This is a genomic window from Chromohalobacter sp. HP20-39 (assembly GCF_033052815.1).
Classification (GTDB): Bacteria; Pseudomonadota; Gammaproteobacteria; order Pseudomonadales; family Halomonadaceae; genus Chromohalobacter.
This window is the reverse complement of the sequence record NZ_JAWHTP010000010.1, coordinates 1-16,483: the sequence shown is the minus strand read 5'-3', so window position 1 is coordinate 16,483 and position 16,483 is coordinate 1. Positions and strand designations below refer to the sequence as shown.

Annotated in this window: 17 protein-coding genes and 1 tRNA gene; 4 read left to right on the top strand and 14 right to left on the bottom strand. The window is 62.4% G+C overall.

Annotation, left to right across the window (positions count from 1 at the left end; genetic code table 11):
- The first annotated feature begins 9 nt into the window (after nucleotides 1-9).
- On the top strand, nucleotides 10-1,110 hold the full coding sequence (queG, locus tag RVY79_RS15130; protein WP_317465231.1) for a tRNA epoxyqueuosine(34) reductase QueG: 1,101 nt from the start codon (nucleotides 10-12) through the stop codon (nucleotides 1,108-1,110).
- A gap of 12 nt (nucleotides 1,111-1,122) precedes the next feature.
- Here the strand turns inward: queG and orn are convergent, their stop codons facing one another.
- On the bottom strand, nucleotides 1,123-1,686 hold the full coding sequence (gene orn / locus RVY79_RS15125; RefSeq protein ID WP_317465230.1) for an oligoribonuclease: 564 nt from the start codon (nucleotides 1,684-1,686) through the stop codon (nucleotides 1,123-1,125).
- Nucleotides 1,687-1,775: 89 nt separating this feature from the next.
- Between orn and rsgA the strand changes: the two genes are divergently transcribed.
- Nucleotides 1,776-2,807, top strand: a complete 1,032-nt coding sequence (gene rsgA / locus RVY79_RS15120) for a small ribosomal subunit biogenesis GTPase RsgA (RefSeq protein ID WP_317465229.1) — start codon at nucleotides 1,776-1,778, stop codon at nucleotides 2,805-2,807.
- Nucleotides 2,808-2,909: 102 nt separating this feature from the next.
- On the opposite strand, the gene RVY79_RS15115 is transcribed toward rsgA, so the two are convergent.
- From RVY79_RS15115 to RVY79_RS15055, 13 genes are all read right to left on the bottom strand, one after another.
- Nucleotides 2,910-4,100, bottom strand: coding sequence for an O-succinylhomoserine sulfhydrylase (locus tag RVY79_RS15115; RefSeq protein ID WP_317465228.1), 1,191 nt, complete (start codon nucleotides 4,098-4,100; stop codon nucleotides 2,910-2,912).
- Nucleotides 4,101-4,111: 11 nt separating this feature from the next.
- Nucleotides 4,112-5,632 carry an amidophosphoribosyltransferase gene (purF, locus tag RVY79_RS15110; protein ID WP_317465226.1) on the bottom strand — a complete coding sequence of 507 codons (1,521 nt, stop codon included), beginning with the start codon at nucleotides 5,630-5,632 and terminating at the stop codon, nucleotides 4,112-4,114.
- A gap of 87 nt (nucleotides 5,633-5,719) precedes the next feature.
- Nucleotides 5,720-6,316: a CvpA family protein gene (locus tag RVY79_RS15105; RefSeq protein WP_317465225.1), complete on the bottom strand. Its 597-nt coding sequence runs from the start codon at nucleotides 6,314-6,316 to the stop codon at nucleotides 5,720-5,722.
- Nucleotides 6,316-6,987, bottom strand: coding sequence for an SPOR domain-containing protein (locus tag RVY79_RS15100; protein WP_317465224.1), 672 nt, complete (start codon nucleotides 6,985-6,987; stop codon nucleotides 6,316-6,318). The genes RVY79_RS15105 and RVY79_RS15100 overlap by 1 nt, the downstream gene beginning before the upstream one ends.
- Nucleotides 6,984-8,285 carry a bifunctional tetrahydrofolate synthase/dihydrofolate synthase gene (folC, locus tag RVY79_RS15095; RefSeq protein ID WP_317465222.1) on the bottom strand — a complete coding sequence of 434 codons (1,302 nt, stop codon included), beginning with the start codon at nucleotides 8,283-8,285 and terminating at the stop codon, nucleotides 6,984-6,986. Before folC ends, RVY79_RS15100 begins: the two co-directional genes overlap by 4 nt.
- Entirely contained in the window at nucleotides 8,286-9,218 is a 933-nt protein-coding gene (accD, locus tag RVY79_RS15090; protein ID WP_317465221.1) for an acetyl-CoA carboxylase, carboxyltransferase subunit beta, read from the bottom strand. It lies immediately after the preceding gene.
- A gap of 90 nt (nucleotides 9,219-9,308) precedes the next feature.
- Nucleotides 9,309-10,112, bottom strand: coding sequence for a tryptophan synthase subunit alpha (gene trpA, locus RVY79_RS15085; protein WP_317465333.1), 804 nt, complete (start codon nucleotides 10,110-10,112; stop codon nucleotides 9,309-9,311).
- A gap of 8 nt (nucleotides 10,113-10,120) precedes the next feature.
- Complete coding sequence (gene trpB / locus RVY79_RS15080; RefSeq protein WP_317465220.1) at nucleotides 10,121-11,335, bottom strand: tryptophan synthase subunit beta; 1,215 nt, start codon at nucleotides 11,333-11,335, stop codon at nucleotides 10,121-10,123.
- 11 nt (nucleotides 11,336-11,346) lie between these two features.
- Nucleotides 11,347-11,982 carry a phosphoribosylanthranilate isomerase gene (locus tag RVY79_RS15075; RefSeq protein ID WP_317465219.1) on the bottom strand — a complete coding sequence of 212 codons (636 nt, stop codon included), beginning with the start codon at nucleotides 11,980-11,982 and terminating at the stop codon, nucleotides 11,347-11,349.
- Nucleotides 11,979-12,905 (bottom strand): tRNA pseudouridine(38-40) synthase TruA, encoded by a 927-nt coding sequence (truA, locus tag RVY79_RS15070; protein ID WP_317465217.1) that lies wholly within the window; start codon nucleotides 12,903-12,905, stop codon nucleotides 11,979-11,981. The genes RVY79_RS15075 and truA overlap by 4 nt, the downstream gene beginning before the upstream one ends.
- A gap of 55 nt (nucleotides 12,906-12,960) precedes the next feature.
- Nucleotides 12,961-14,760: a hypothetical protein gene (locus tag RVY79_RS15065; RefSeq protein ID WP_317465216.1), complete on the bottom strand. Its 1,800-nt coding sequence runs from the start codon at nucleotides 14,758-14,760 to the stop codon at nucleotides 12,961-12,963.
- 146 nt (nucleotides 14,761-14,906) lie between these two features.
- The gene (locus RVY79_RS15060; protein ID WP_040244018.1) at nucleotides 14,907-15,065 is read right to left on the bottom strand and encodes a YqaE/Pmp3 family membrane protein; all 159 of its coding nucleotides are present in this window, start codon (nucleotides 15,063-15,065) and stop codon (nucleotides 14,907-14,909) included.
- Between the two features lie 118 nt (nucleotides 15,066-15,183).
- A complete protein-coding gene (locus RVY79_RS15055; protein WP_317465215.1) occupies nucleotides 15,184-15,453 on the bottom strand; it encodes a hypothetical protein in 270 nt (89 codons plus the stop codon).
- 261 nt (nucleotides 15,454-15,714) lie between these two features.
- On the opposite strand from RVY79_RS15055, the gene RVY79_RS15050 reads away from it, so the two are divergent.
- A complete protein-coding gene (locus RVY79_RS15050; protein ID WP_317465214.1) occupies nucleotides 15,715-16,125 on the top strand; it encodes a CBS domain-containing protein in 411 nt (136 codons plus the stop codon).
- Between the two features lie 223 nt (nucleotides 16,126-16,348).
- Nucleotides 16,349-16,424 (top strand) — tRNA-Gly (locus RVY79_RS15045).
- Nucleotides 16,425-16,483 lie beyond the last annotated feature (59 nt).

The following is a 16,483-nucleotide window of genomic DNA, read 5'->3' as shown; positions in this document are numbered from 1 at the left end:
GGTCTCGTCATGTCCTCATCTTCGCCCATCGATTACGCCGCGCTGGCCGATCGCATCCATACCTGGGGGCGCGAACTCGGCTTCCAGCAGGTTGGTATCACCGACACCGACCTCGAGGCGCATGAGCGCTATCTCGAGCGTTGGCTCGCGGCCGGCTACCACGGCGAAATGCACTTCATGGCCAAACATGGCCACAAGCGCACGCGGCCCGAGGAACTGATACCCGGCACTTTGCGCGTCATCAGCGTGCGCATGGACTACCTGCCCCCCGAGGTGGAAACCACCAAGGTGCTCGGACAACCCGAGCGCGCCTATGTTTCACGCTATGCGCTGGGACGCGACTACCACAAGCTGATTCGCAAACGCCTCACCACCCTGGCCAAGCGTATCGAGGACGAAGTCGGCGCTTACGGCTACCGTGCCTTCGTCGATTCAGCCCCGGTCATGGAGCGTGCCCTGGCGCAGAAAGCCGGCCTCGGCTGGTTCGGCAAGAATGCCATGCTGCTCAACCCCCAGGCCGGTTCGCTGTTCTTTCTCGGCGAGCTATACACCGATCTACCACTGCCAGTGGACGCGCCCTTCGAGAGCGAGCATTGCGGGAAGTGCTCGAGCTGTCAGACGGCTTGCCCGACAGGCGCCATCGTCGACGACAAAGTCATCGACTCGCGGCGCTGCATCTCGTATCTGACCATCGAACTCGCCGGTTCGATTCCCGAAGAATACCGCAAGGCGATGGGTAACCGCGTATACGGCTGCGACGATTGCCAACTGGTATGCCCCTTCACGCGTTTCACGCGCGCCTCGCAGGAAGAAGACTTCGCGCCGCGCCATGATCTCGACCGCGCCTCGCTCATCCGCCTTTTCGCCTGGAGCGAGGAAGAGTTTCTAATGCGCACCGAAGGCAGCGCCATTCGTCGCATCGGCTACGAGCGCTGGCTGCGCAACCTGGCCATCGGCCTGGGCAACGCGCCCTGGAGCGAACGCGTCGAAGGCGCCTTGCGCGCGCGTCTGGCCTACCCCTCGGACCTGGTCCGCGAACACGTGCGCTGGGGGCTCGAACAGCAACGCCAGAAGCGCGAGCAAGTCATCGTCAGTCAAATCGAGGCCTAGCCAACAGCCTGCTCAGACGCGCAGAAACGTCTTGCGATAATGCGCCAGCTCGGCCAGCGACTCGCGGATATCGTCCAGCGCCTGGTGCGTATTGCGCTTCTCGAAGCCTGCCAGGGCCTGCGGGTTCCAGCGCTTGGCCAGTTCCTTGAGCGTCGAGACATCGAGATTGCGGTAGTGGAAGAACTCGGCCAGTTCAGGCATTTCCCGCAACATGAAACGACGATCCTGATGCACGCTATTGCCGCACATCGGCGAGCTGTTCGGCGCCACATACGTCTTGAGAAACGCCAGCGTCTGACGCTCGGCCTCAGCAGTATCAATGCGACTCTCGCGAACGCGTTGCGTCAGCCCCGAGTCGCCATGCGTGCGCGTATTCCACTCGTCCATCGCCTCGAGCAGGGCGTCCGGCTGATGCACCGCCATCACCGGCCCTTCGGCGATCAGGTTCAGATCGCTATCGGTGATCAACGTCGCGACCTCGATGATGCGCTCGCGGGCGGGGTCGAGCCCGGTCATTTCCAGGTCGATCCAGATCAGCAGGTCGTTACGCGGGGCTTGCGGTGTATCACTTGCCATAAGGGGTCTCCATCGGGGCGCCATGCCTAGGGACAGCATGGCGCAATGAACGCTACAATGACCGCCATTGTACCCTGTCTCGAGAGCGCATGAGCAAACGCAAACTCAGCCGCCAGCAACGTTGGCGGGTCGAAAAGATTCAAGCCCAGCGCGCCGAGCGTGCCGAACGCCGCACCCAGCGTGACGACAGCGCGCTCGAGGCCGGCGATTACGGCCCCGAACGTCTAGGACGCGTCACTGCGCATTTCGGACGCACTCTGGAGGTGGAAGCCGAGGACGAACATGGCGACCTCCAACGCCATCGCTGTCACCTGCGTGCCAATCTCGAGGGACTGGTCACCGGCGACGATGTGGTATGGCGTACGGCGAGCGACGGCAGTGGCGTGGTCGTCGCGCGCCAGCCACGCCGTAGCGTGCTCGAGCGTCCCGACGCGCGCGGCCAGCTCAAGCCCGTGGCCGCCAACATCGCGCAGATTCTCATCGTCTTCGCCGTGGAGCCTGCCCCCCACCCCAACCTCATCGATCGCTATCTCGTCGCCGCCGAAGCCACCGGCATCCCCCCGGTGCTGGTGCTCAACAAGACAGACCTTCTGCCCGACGAGGGCGGCGAGTTGCGTACTCTGCTGGCACGCTATCGCGAACTGGGATACCCCGTGGTCAGCGCCTCTACCCAGTGCGAGAACGGTCTCGACGCGCTGCATGCCTGCCTCACCGAACGCACCTCGGTGTTCGTGGGCCAAAGCGGGGTCGGCAAGTCATCCTTGATCGACCGTCTGCTGCCCGACAGGCAATTGCGGGTCGGCGCGCTATCGGCGGACTCCCGCAAGGGTACGCACACCACTACCACGGCCACGCTCTATCACCTGCCGGCAGGCGGTGAGCTGATCGACTCGCCGGGCATTCGCGAATTCGGCCTCGTCCATCTTGACGAGCACGACGTGGAACGCGGCTTCATCGAATTCCAGCCCTACCTGGGCCATTGCCGATTTCGCGATTGTCATCACCGCCAGGAGCCGGGATGCGCCTTGCGTGAGGCCGTGGAACGCGGCGAAATTCTTGCTTCACGATTCGACAGCTATCGACACATCGTCGATAGCCTGGCACCCGGCCGTTCTCCATGAAAAACGCCTCATGAAAAACGCCTCATGAAAAACGCCTCGCCCGAAGAGGGCGAGGCGTCATTCGAACAACATGCCAAGCGAAGCGGCACGCGGCGATGCAGCTCAGCCGAGTGTGTCGAGTCCACGTCGAATATCGCGCTTGAGGTCGTCCAGCGCTTCCAGCCCTACGGCGATACGCACCAAACCTTCACTGATCCCCGAAGCAGCCTTCTGCGCGTCACTCAAGCGTGCGTGCGTCGTCGTTGCCGGATGCGTGACGGTGGTTTTCACATCCCCCAGGTTGCCGGTGATCGACATCAGGCGTGAATTGTCGATAAGCGCCCAGGCACCGTCGCGGCTCCCCTTCACCTCCACGCCTAGTACGGCGCCGAAGCCACGTTGTTGTTGCTTGGCCAGCGCATGCTGCGGATGACTTTCCAGACCGCTGTAATGCACGCGGGCGATTTCCGGCTGCGCCTCCAGCCACTGCGCCAGGGCCAGGGTATTCTCGCAATGCGCCTTCATGCGCAGTCCCAGCGTTTCCAGCCCCTTGAGGAAGATCCAGGCATTGAAGGGACTCATACAAGGGCCACAGGTGCGTACGACACCCACCAGCTCCTTGAGCATCTCCTCGGGTCCCACCACGGCACCGCCGATGGCACGCCCCTGGCCGTCCAGATACTTGGTCGCCGAATGAATCACGAGGTCGGCGCCCAGATCCAGTGGGCGCTGCAACACCGGGGTCAGGAAGCAGTTATCGATAGCCAGCCAGGCGCCATGGCGATGCGCCAAGTCAGCCAATGCGGTTATATCCACTACCTCGGAAAGCGGATTGGAAGGCGTCTCGGCGAACAATAAGCGCGTCTGCGACGTGATCGCGGCCTGCCAGGCATCCAGGTCGCCCAGTTCCACGTAGCGGGTCACGATGCCCAATTTGCCGAGATACTTGTCGAACAGGCTGACCGTGGAACCGAACAACGAACGCGAGGCGACGATTTCGTCGCCGGCCTGCAAGAAGGCTAGCGTCGTGGAGAGAATCGCCGCCATGCCGGAGCTGGTAGCCACGCACTGCTCCCCCCCCTCGAGCGCCGCCAGGCGTTGCTCGAAGGTGCGCACCGTGGGGTTGGTGAAACGCGAATAGATGTTACCCGGTTCTTCCCCGGAGAACTTGCGTGCCGCCTCGGCGGCACTGCCATAGACGAAGCTCGACGTGGGGAAGATCGGCTCGCCATGTTCCTGCTCGTGCGTGCGGTCGTGGCCGGCACGGATCGCCAGCGTGTCGAGCGCGAAGGCGTCGTCATGATCATCATGCATGTCTCACCACCTCAGTCTTCTTCTTCGACATCGTTGTGCAGGTCGACCACGGCATGCACCGTATTGTCCTGATGTTTGGCCACATCGTTACGCGCGGCCTCGAGATCGGCCAGATAGGCGGCATCGATATCGCCGGTCACGTACTCGCCATCGAACACCGAGCAGTCGAACTCCTCGAGCGAGGGATTGACATCGCGACATGCCGCCTTGAGGTCTTCGAGTTTCTGATAGACGATGCGATCGGCGCCGATCAGTTCCCCGACTTCCTCTTCACTGCGCCCATGGGCGATCAATTCCGACGCCACCGGCATATCGATACCGTAGACATTGGGATAGCGCACCGGCGGCGCGGCGGAGGCGAAATAGACCTTACGCGCGCCAGCTTCGCGGGCCATCTGGATGATCTGTTTACACGTGGTACCGCGCACGATGGAATCATCGACCAGCAGTACGTTCTTGCCGGCGAACTCGACGTCGATGGCATTGAGCTTCTGACGTACCGATTTCTTGCGCTGCGTCTGCCCTGGCATGATGAAGGTCCGTCCGATATAGCGATTCTTCATGAAGCCTTCGCGATACGTCACCCCCAGATGCTGAGCCAACTCCAGCGCCGAGGTCCGCGAGGTATCAGGGATCGGGATCACCACGTCGATGTCATGCTCCGGCCAGTCACGCTGGATGCAATCGCCCAGCTTGCGCCCCATCTCCATGCGCGTGCCGTAGACATAGGCGCCATCGAGGATCGAGTCGGGGCGCGCCAGATAGACATGCTCGAAGATGCACGGCGTCAACTGTGGGCGATCGGCACACTGCTGGGTATGCACCCGATTGCCCTCGGTCTCGATGAAGATCGCCTCGCCCGGCGCCAAGTCGCGGCACAGCTCGAAGCCGCCGACGTCCAGGGCCACCGACTCGGAAGCGATCATTACCTCTTGGCCATCATCGCTGTCGCGGGTGCCATAAACCACCGGGCGAATGCCGTGGGGATCGCGAAACGCCACCATGCCGAAGCCATTGATGAACGCCACGGCGGCATAACCGCCCTGGCAGCGACGATGCACGCGACGTACGGCATCGAAGATGTCATCCGGAGAGAGATGGTGCCCCTGCTTGCCCAACTCGTGCGCGAACACATTGAGCAAGACCTCGGAATCGGAGCTGGTATTGATGTGACGCAGATCGGAGAAGAACAGTTCGCGCTTGAGCTGTTCGGAGTTGGTCAGGTTGCCATTGTGTGCCAGCGAAATACCGTAAGGCGAGTTGACGTAAAATGGCTGCGACTCCGCTTCGCTCGACGAGCCGGCGGTCGGGTAACGAATATGCCCAATCCCCATATTGCCGCGCAGACGCGTCATGTGGCGCGTATGGAACACATCACGCACCAAGCCATTGCTCTTGCGCAGCAGGAAGCGTCCCTCATGCCATGTCATCATCCCGGCGGCATCCTGGCCACGGTGTTGGAGCACTGTCAGCGCGTCATACAGCGACTGATTGACCGCCTGATTGGCCATGAGGCCCACGATACCGCACATTGTGCCTTTCCTCGCTTGCCATGAGAGTAGCGAACGGCTGCGATGAGCGCCGTTCGCGGTTGAAGCCTGTCATGCATCAAGGCGCCTTCAGGGCGCCTTCGTATCCGATGACGCGTTCGATGCAGGTGCCTCGGGCGACGTTTCCAGCGCTTTTCCGACTGCTTCACGGCCCGTGTCGCGCAAGGCACGTTCGGCGCCCGAAGTATCGATTTCCCACGCTTCCAGGCGGTCCACCGACCAGTCGCGTAACTGCTCGAAGGCCGGGCGCAGCTGCGCATTCTTCCATGCAGCGATCCCCGACAAGGGCGTCAACGTCAAGATGACCGTCGCCAGCACCAGAATCAGGGCGCCTCGCGCAGCGCCGAACGCCGCCCCGGCAACACGGTTGAAAAAGCCCATGCCCACCCATTCGATGGCGGCATTGATCATGCGAATCAAGAACCCACAGAGCATGACGATCACGAAAATGACCAGTACGAAGCCCAGCACCAGGCGTATGTCGGGATGATCGATATAGGGGGCCAGCATCTCGGCCACCGCCGGGGCGAACATACGCGCCCCCAACAAAGCCGCCACCCAGGCGGCCAATCCCAACGCTTCGCGTACCAGACCTCGCATGAAACCGGCCAACATGGAAACGGTCAGCACCACCAGGAAAGCCCAGTCAAGCCAGGTCAGCGTCATCACTCCTCCTGGACGCGAATCAAGAGCCCCTGGATATTGACCTTTTCCTTGAGCTCGGTGCGTACGCGTTCGCCTGCCTCGGATGACGCGAACGGGCCGACGTAAACCGTCGTCAGATCATTATCCCGAGGGCGTTTATAAGCCTCGAAACCTTGTGACTTGAGCTCTTCGACGAGCCGAGTGGCATTGCCAGGCTGCCCGAAGCTGCCGACCTGGACCACCCAGTCGCCTTGCGGCTCGGTGTCAGCGGACGCCGAAGATGCCTCACTGTCGGCTTCCTCTTGCGATTGCGACGAAGAAGACTGCTCGACGATCGCGGCAATGGGATCGTCATTCTCTGCCCCCGCATCGCCGGATGCTTCACCATTACCGGACGCCGCTGGCTGCGAAGACCCGGGTTGTGTAGAACCATCGGCGTCGGGTTGACCGAGCTGGTACTCGGTCGCCGGTTCGACAACCCGGTCATCGCCCGTCGTGCCCTCGAGATTGGCGGGCGGCTCGGGGGCGTCAACCTCGCGCTGATCCACAGGAATCGGCTGCTCGATGGTCAGTACCGGCTCAGGGCGCTCGCCACGCGGGGTCGGCTCATCGAACAGCATAGGAAGGAAAATCACCGCCAACGCGACGAGGATGATCGCGCCACTAATACGCTCACGCATTCCATATTTCATGACACACTCCTTGGGCTCGCCATCACCCCGAGTATTTCCAGGGTGGCCAAAGCCTCGGCGACGGTCCAGAACGAGCCGCAGACCAGCACCTCGTCGCCATTATCCATATTGGCGTGAAGCCAGCGCACACCAGCATCCGGCGACGCTGCGCAATGCAGCACCTGCGCGTCGCACGCTTTCAGAAAGGAGGCCAACTGTTCGGCATCACGCGCGCGGTCACCGCTCAACGACACCGGCACCCAGGCGTCGACCTGCGGCGCCAGCGCCTCGATCACGCCCTTGGCGTCCTTGTCGGCCAGCATGCCCAGCAGACAAAAACGTCGTCCGCGCGGCGGGCGCTGCGCCAAGTAGGTGGCGACATAAGCGGCGGCATGCGGATTATGGCCGACATCCAGACACCAAGGGCCCTGCCATTGCAGCCGCCCGGCCAGGGCGGCTCGGCCAAACGCCCGCTGGCATGCCGGTTCCTCCAGAGACATACCGGCAAGCGTCAATGCCTGCAATGCCGTCGCGGCGTTGTCCAACGGTAGGCTGAGGGCGGGAAGCCCATGCAACGACAGGACCTCGCCCGTGGCGTGTTCGCCATGCCACTGCCAACCATCAGCAGCGGCATGCCAGCCAAAATGCTCACCCAGCGCGAAGACCGGCGCCGCCAGGCTCTCGGCATGCTGGCGTACACTCGCCGGTAAGGCGGTACTCCCCAGCACCGCCGGACGCTCCGAGCGCATGATGCCGGCTTTTTCCTGACCGATGGTCTCGAGATGGGTGCCCAGAAAGGCGGCGTGATCTTGGGCCACGGTAGTGACCACCGCCACGTCCGGATCGATGACGTTGACCGCGTCCAACCGGCCACCCAGCCCTACTTCAAGCAGCGCGATGTCGGGTTGCTGGCGCGCGATTAGCCACAAGGCGGCCAGAGTGCCAACTTCGAAGTACGTCAGGCTGACCTCTTCATCCGCAAGGCGCGCCGCGTCGACGGCCTCGAAGGCCTCGATCAAAGAAGCATCATCGACCTCTTGGCCGTCGAAGCACAGGCGTTCGTTGTAACGCTGTAGATGCGGCGATGTATATGCGGCACTGCGCCAGCCATGCTCGCGCGCCAGCGCATCGAGCATGGCCACGGTCGAGCCCTTGCCATTGGTGCCGGCCACGGTGATGACACGCCCCGCCAGCGCCCTGGCCTTGAGCCCCAGGCGCGCAGCGACCGCAGTGACCCGCTCGAGTCCCATATCGATGGCGACGGGGTGCTGGCGCTCGAGACGCGCCAGCCAATCTTCCAGAGTGGTCGCGTCAGCCATTCAGTGATCGGCCTGGGAAAACTCGTCCAAGGTAGACTGGGTCGGCGCTTCTTCGGCCTCGCTGTCCTGGCCGGGACGTGGCTGATGCGTCAACTTGCGCATCACCCCGACCAGACGCTCGCGCATGTCCTGACGATGCACGATCATGTCCACGGTGCCGTGCTCGAGCAGGAACTCGCTGCGCTGGAAGCCTTCCGGCAGTTGCTCGCGCACGGTCTGCTCGATGACACGCGGCCCGGCGAACCCGATCAAAGCGTTGGGCTCGGCGACATTGATATCGCCCAGCATTGCTAGCGACGCGGAAACCCCACCGAAAACAGGGTCGGTCAATACCGAAATGTAGGGCACACCGGCCTGCTTGAGTTTTTCCAAGGCGGCGGATGTCTTGGCCATCTGCATCAGCGAGAACAGCGCTTCCTGCATACGAGCACCGCCGGACGCGGCGAAACAGACCAACGGCACGCCTTCTTCCAGCGCCTGGGTCGCGGCACGTACGAATTTCTCGCCCACCACGGCCCCCATGGACCCCCCCATGAAGCTGAATTCAAACGCTACCGCGACCACTGGCAGACCGTCGAGCTTACCGCGCATGGCGATCAAGGCATCGTTTTCGTCAGTGGCTTTCTGGGCTGCCGCCAAGCGATCCTTGTACTTCTTGGAGTCGCGGAACTTGAGTCGATCGCTGGGCTGCAGGTCGGCAGCGATTTCTTCACGGCCTTCCGTATCCAAAAACCAGTTGAGTCGTTTGCGTGCCGTCAGGCGCAGATGATGATCGCACTTGGGGCACACGCTCTGATGGCGCTCCAGCTCGGGAAGATAGAGCACCGCCTCGCAGTTGGGGCACTTACGCCACAGGCCATCCGGCACGCTTTTCCGGCGATCGGTTCGCTGGATACGGCTCATCGACGGCACAATTTTGTCTAGCCAGCTCATGGTTCTGAGACGCTTCCGTGTTGCTTGTCTGACGCATCGAGCCACGTGCGTGGCCCAATGCAGCGAATAATGGGGGCTCGCATGGCCACCTCAGCGATCCAGCGCATCGCGCATATCGCCAAGTACAGCCTTGAGCGCCGCCGGTATGGCCTCGGGTCGTTCCGCATTTTCGGCGATACGCGACACCAGTGCACTGCCGACGATGACACCATCGGCTACCTGGCCGACCGCCGCAGCGGTCTCACCATCGCGAATACCGAAGCCGACACATAACGGCAGAGCGGTCATCTCGCGAAGCGGCGCCAGTTGCCGCGCCACGGCCTCGACATCCAATGATGCGGCGCCGGTCACACCCTTTAGCGATACATAGTACAAATAACCTTCGCCGTGCGCACATATTGTAGCGGCCCGCGAGGGCGAGGTGGTAGGGGCCAACAAGAAGATCGACTGCAGACCGTGCTCGGCGAACAACGGCGCGACCGCCGCCCCCTCCTCCGGCGGCATGTCGACCATCAACACGCCGTCGACACCCGCCTCGCGCGCACGCTGCGCGAACACCTCGTAGCCCATGCGCTCCACGGGATTGAGATATCCCATCAACACCACCGGCGTTGTCTGGTCAGTCTCGCGAAACGACGCGACCATGTCGAGCACGTCGACCAAGCGCGTCCCATGCTTGAGCGCGCGTTCACAAGCCTTCTGAATCACCGGCCCATCGGCCATGGGATCGGAAAACGGCACGCCCAGTTCCAACACGTCTGCGCCCGCCTCGACGCAGGCATGCATGAAACCAACGGTATACTGCGGCGCGGGGTCGCCGGCGGTGATATACGGAATCAAGGCGCGGCGCGACTGGGCCTTGAGCGCCGCGAAACGTTGATCGATACGATTCATAGTCATGCTCAAAATTCCAGACCGTCGAGCTTGGCCACCGTGTGAATATCCTTGTCACCGCGCCCGGAAAGATTGACGACGATGTGCTGATCGGGGCGCATGGAGGCCGCCATCACCTTGGCATGGGCCAGCGCATGAGCGGATTCCAGCGCGGGCATGATGCCCTCGATGCGGGTCAACTCGCGAAACGCCTCGAGCACCGCATCGTCGTTGGCGGCCACGTAGCTGACGCGACCGACATCCTTCCACAGTGCGTGCTCGGGGCCGACGCCCGGATAGTCGAGACCGGCGGAGATCGAGTGTGTATCCGACACCTGACCGCTCGCGTCGGACATCAGGTAGGTACGGTTGCCATGTAGCACGCCGCTGGGCGCATTGGCAGTCAACGGCGCGGCGTGACGTCCAGTTTCGACACCATCGCCACCGGCCTCGACACCGACCATAGCCACCTCATCATCCTCGAGGAATGGATAGAAAAGGCCGATGGCGTTGGAACCTCCTCCCACGCAGGCCACCAAGGCATCGGGCAGGCGACCGATCTGCGCCAGACTCTGCTCACGCGCCTCGCGACCAATTACAGAAGTAAAATCGCGCACCATGGCGGGGTAGGGATGCGGCCCCGCCACGGTGCCGATGATATAGAAGGTATCGTCGACATTGGTAACCCAGTCCCGCAGCGCCTCGTTCATGGCATCCTTGAGGGTTCGCGACCCGGACTCGACCGGGTGCACCTCGGCCCCCAACAGGCGCATGCGATAAACGTTGAGCTTTTGACGCTCGACGTCCTCGGCCCCCATGTAAATCTCGCACTTGAGGCCTAATCGCGCCGCCACGGTGGCAGTGGCCACGCCGTGCTGGCCGGCACCGGTCTCGGCGATGACGCGCGGCTTGCCACTCTTCTTGGCGAGCAACGCCTGGCCGATGGTGTTGTTCACCTTGTGAGCGCCGGTGTGGTTGAGGTCTTCGCGCTTGAGCCAGATCTGCGCGCCACCGATCTTCTCGGACCATCGTTCAGCGTGGTACAGCGGAGACGGGCGGCCCACGTAATGGGCCAGGTCACGGTCGAATTCGGCCTGGAAATCGGCATCGTCGCGAAGGCTCAAGTAAGCCTTCTCCAGCTCTTCCAGGGCGAAGCTCAGAGTCTCCGAGACGAACCGGCCACCGTAAGGACCAAAATGGCCTTGGGCGTCCGGCAGTCGGGTCAGGTCGCTGAACTTGGTCACGAATGACACCTCTATGGGGCTTGGGTATGGAACACTTGGGACAGAAATGCCCGGATGCTCGCGGGGTCCTTGACACCCTTGGCCGCCTCGACGCCTCCCGAGACGTCGACGGCATAGGGCCGCACCCGCTGAATGGCTTCGGCAACATTGGTTGCCGTCAAGCCTCCCGCGAGAATAACAGGTTTTGCCAGGTTTGCGGGGATTCGTGACCAGTCGAAGACCTCGCCCGTTCCTCCCGGCATGCCGGGGCGGTAAGCATCCAGCAACAAGGCACGCGCGCCGGCATAACGCGCCGCCTCGGCGTGCAAGTCGAGCCCGTCACGCATGCGCAAGGCCTTAATCCAGGGGATATCCAGCTGCGCACACGCCTCGGCGGTCTCGTCGCCGTGGAACTGCACCAAATCCAGATACCGCGCGCAACGCCGGATCTCGTCCTCCGACTGATCGACGAACAACCCCACTCGCGTAACGAAGGGCGGCACACACGCCGATAGCCGTGCCAGACGTGCTTCGTCGATGGCCCGCGCACTGCCCGGCCACATCACGAAGCCCAGCGCATCGGCGCCCGCCGCCACGGCCGCCTGGATGTCTTCCTCACGCGTCAGCCCGCAGATCTTGACGCGCGTGCGCTGCATCGACGCCTTCATGATGACACCTCCCGACGCGGCGGATAAACGCGACGCTGGCGACGCGCACGCGCCCACTCGCTATCCGGTAACGTACGCTCGCCACTCCACTCCCCGACAAATGCCAGCAAGTTCGGGCCAAGCGGCTCTTGTGGCAATTCGAAGCGCTCATCGTAATACACGTCGACGAAGTGCAGTCCGCAGCCTGGCGCCGTGACATTGCCCTGCGTTCGATCACGCAGCGCCAACAGCTCGCCTGGATAGGTCGTCGGATGATCGCCGCGTCCAACGGCCACTAGCGCGCCGGCGATATTGCGGATCATGTGATGCAAGAACGCGTTGGCCTGAATGTCGATGACGATCATTTGCCCATAGCGTCGTACCTCGATGAAGTGCACATGACGATGGGAGCTTTTCGACTGACAGCCCGCGGCACGGAAACTCGAAAAATCGTGCTCACCGATCAATGCCTGGGCAGCGGCATGCATGCGCTCGGCATCCAGCGGCTCACGACACCAGGTCGCATTGGCGCGTTCGAGCACCGGCCGCGATGGCTGATTGAGGATCACGTAGCGGTAGCGCCGCGCCAAGGCCGAGAGCCGCGCATGAAAATCGTCGGCGACCGGCACTACCCAGCGCACCGCAATATCGCGCGGCAATTTGGCATTGGTGCCGAACAGCCAGGCTTTTTGCGTGCGGGGAACCGGTGCGTCGAAGTGCACCACCTGGCGCGTGGCATGCACACCGGTATCGGTGCGCCCACTGCACAGCGCTTGCACCGGTGTATTGGCGATCTTCGAAAGCGCGGTTTCCAGCGCTGCCTGCACCGAAGGCGCTTGTGTGAGGCGCTGCCAGCCACAGTACGCACTGCCATCGTACTCGACACCGAGAGCAATGCGTCCTTCCAGCGGCTGGCGGTCATCCTGGAATTCGAAGAAGGCCATCGATATCCGTCACGTTGAGTCTTGGGTATGTCGTGCAAACGTCTGCATATAGCGCTCAGGCGCCGTCGTATTCACGCATCAGCGCCCTGGCCTCGCGCGCCACGCCATCGTCCTCGGCGCGCGCGGCGACTTGCAGCAATGCCTTGGCCTGCGTGGTTTCGCCCTCGGCGGCCAGCAACCCCCGCGCCTTCTCCAGCGCGTCGGCTGGCGCCTCGGCGGCGCGCCCATTATCCAGATGCGAGGGTTCGAACGCCACTTCCTCGACCTCCCAATGCGCAACATCATGTGATGACTCACTTGACTCATCGTACGACTTGGCCCCCGCCGAGGGTTCCACCTCGGGCAACTGATAGTCCAGGCGTGCAGGCGCATCGGGAACCTCGGGCGGGTCGAAGTCGAGCGGCGTGGCCTCCTCGTCGGGGCGTGCGGCCGGCGTTACCGCCTCCTCGTCCGGCTCATCATGGGGCGTCTCGGACTTGGCGCTGTCGGCAGGCACCGAGGCGCCTGCAAATAGTGAATCCACCTCGGGGGAAGACGCCACCGACTCATGCGGCGCACTCGCGGCTTGCGTGGCGACGACTTGACGATAATGCGTCACCAATGCATCGGCCTCGCGATGCGTTTCATCACTGACCGACGACGCGAAGCGCTCGGCCTCCCGCTCCAACGCATCGAGCTCACCCAGCTCCCCCAACACCGACAGCAATTTGAGACGTAACTCGGCATTTTCCTGTACCGCCAGACGCGCCTGTAGCCATTCACGCGCCTGGACATAACGTCCATAAGCGATATAAATATCGGCCTCGTCGATGGTGGCCGTCTCGGGTACATCATCGTCGCTCAAAATCGGGCGCGTTTTGGCGGCGGACTGCGTCGTCCCCAACCGCGCCGCCATATCCTGATAGATCGCTTCGCGGCCGGTACGCCAACGCTGCCATCCCCAGAGCGCCAGCAATGCCGCCAGCACGATCAGCAGCCCCGCCTGCAATGGCCCCAACCAGGATGACGACGCTTCATCACGCTGAGCAGTGTTCGGCGGCGTCTCATCGCTGATTGAGGCTGCCTGCTCGCCGGACGGCGCCGACGGGGTATCGGACGCCGTCTGTGCCAGCAATGCCGCCACGCCGGTCACATCAACGGGCGGTAGCGCCGAGAGTGCTTCAAGGCGTTCGGCCAGCGCATCACGCTCTCGCTCGACGTAGGCCAGGCGTACGCGCAGCGCTTGCAGTGCCGCTTCCAGCTCGGCCGCACGCCGCGAACCGGCTTCCCCTACGCGCTGCATCGATGAAATGGCGCCCGACGCAGGACGCGAAGTCTCGGTCTCGGCACCTTCGCGAACCGTCCCGACAACGCCCTGCGGCGCCTCCGACTGGGGCTGAGAGTTCGCGCGAGAAGACCTCGAAGCATTGGCTTGCCGCGTCGAGGCGTCCTGCGCTGTCTGCGACGCACCGGGAGCACTCGCCAAGGCGTAGCCAGGCGGATCGAGCAGCAATGTCACCGGCTGCTGGATACGCCCTTGCGGCCATGACACCTCCAGCAATAACTCAAGATAGGCGCGCTCCAACGATGCCTCGCTGCTAACCATGATGCGCGGCGGCGAGGTATCGCGCGACAGCTCGACGTCTAGCGGCATCTGGAGTGCCCTCTCGTCCAGCCCCGCCGCCTCGAAGGCGTTTTCATCCGCCAGACGCACCTCGAGCCGCTGGGGATCGATATCGCCGACACCGGACAGCACCAGTTCGGCGCGCAAGGGCTGATTGAGATACGAGGTGACCTGCGGCACTCCCACGCTCACTCCTAGTGCCACGGGGCTCATAACGACTAGGCACAATGCCAGAGCAATCTTGCGCAGCATGGAATCCTCAAGAACGACGTCAACGATGGTTGGAGTTTTATCATATCTTTTAACCAGCCACCTCATACTACTCCCCACCATACAAGACGAGCCCGCCTAGGCGGGCTCGTTGCTCGGATGACAGCGGTCGTCGACGACCCATAGTTTCAACGCGTAGCGATGATCCAGACAGCGTGAATGATGCCGGGAATATACCCCAACAATGTCAGCAGAATATTGAGCCAGAAATGCAGACCAAAACCGACCTGCAGGAAGACCCCCAGAGGCGGCAGCAAAATAGCCAGAATTATGCGGATAATGTCCATGCATCCTCTCCTTGTAAATGCGTCCTTTCAGAGTCTTTCAATGTAGCGTGGGGCGTCCCCACCGGCGGTACTCGCCGCCTGCATGATACGCGAGGCCACGGCACCTCGATAGCTTGTGCTATTGATTGCCGCGCGGATCGCAGTATTCGACTCCCGGCGCATGCGAATGGGCATCGGGGTCGATCTTCTGGCGCACCTTGTCGGCACCGGAGGCCAGCGTCTCGTGATGGCGCTCCCAGTCTTCCCAATCATGCGGGGTGCCACTGCGCGGACGATGGCTCGCCGCGCCCCGGGCTCGTGCCCAAGCCTGTTCTTCGAGGGTCGTCGGCTTGTCCTCTTCCTTGTCGAGGCCGATTCCCTGCTTGGCCAAGTAATCGCGTGCGTTCATGTTGCCTCCCGAAGAGCCGAACTTTCTCTATCACATCTCGTGCCAATGGCTGGCACTATTTATTCGCGGTGTCATTATCTCAAGCCATTACTATAGCGTATCCCTTTTAGATGAAGGCATGAGAGCAACTTTCAAGTAACCGCCACTTGATCGTTTATACAACCGCTACACGCTGCAATGCCACCGTGAGAATGCGCTATCCTCGACGAGAGGGCTAGGAGCTATTCCTCGATCCTGCCCGTCGTCTTCAGGAGGCCTGCCATGTCGCGTTCATCCCCCGCCGTCGTCGCCGATATCATGATAGGCGATGGTTACCGAGTCACCGCCAATACTTCGATCTCGGCACTCGCCGATGGCCTGGCGCGCCACCGACTGCCCGGTGCGCCGGTCGTCGATGCACAGGACCATTTGATCGGCTTCATCTCGGAACAGGACGTACTCGGCCAACTGCTCGATAGCGCCTATCACTGCGGCCAACCCGCATTGGTGGGCGAATTGATGCGCGAAGCGGTGCTGACCGTGACGCCCGACAAGAGCATCGTCGATCTTGCCGAATCCATGCGCGGCGAACGGCCCAAGGTATATCCCGTGGTCGATGACGGGCACGTCCTCGGCCTGGTGACCCGTCGCGAGGTTCTCGCCGCCCTGTTGACCATGCGCAGCCGCTGCTGAGACCGACACCAGCGCATAAAAAACCGCCGTGCAAGGGCACGGCGGTCAATCGAGAACAGTAAGCTCAAAACGCATTTCCTAGCGACTGCCTGGAATCACGTTTCTTGCATTAACTCAGACCGCGCTGCGCACAAAAGTTCCCTCGCCTGGCGTATTTTTATCGATCGCTTCCATGATCAGGCTTGCCAAGGCCTGGCGCGCTTGATTAACATCCATGCGTCGAGCGGGCATAGCTCAGTTGGTAGAGCATCAGCTTCCCAAGCTGAGGGTCGCGAGTTCGAGCCTCGTTGCCCGCTCCACTCCCTCTTCGTAAGTTCAGGCAGACCTCAGGGTCGCGAGCTGGTGCGCCAGCCCGGTC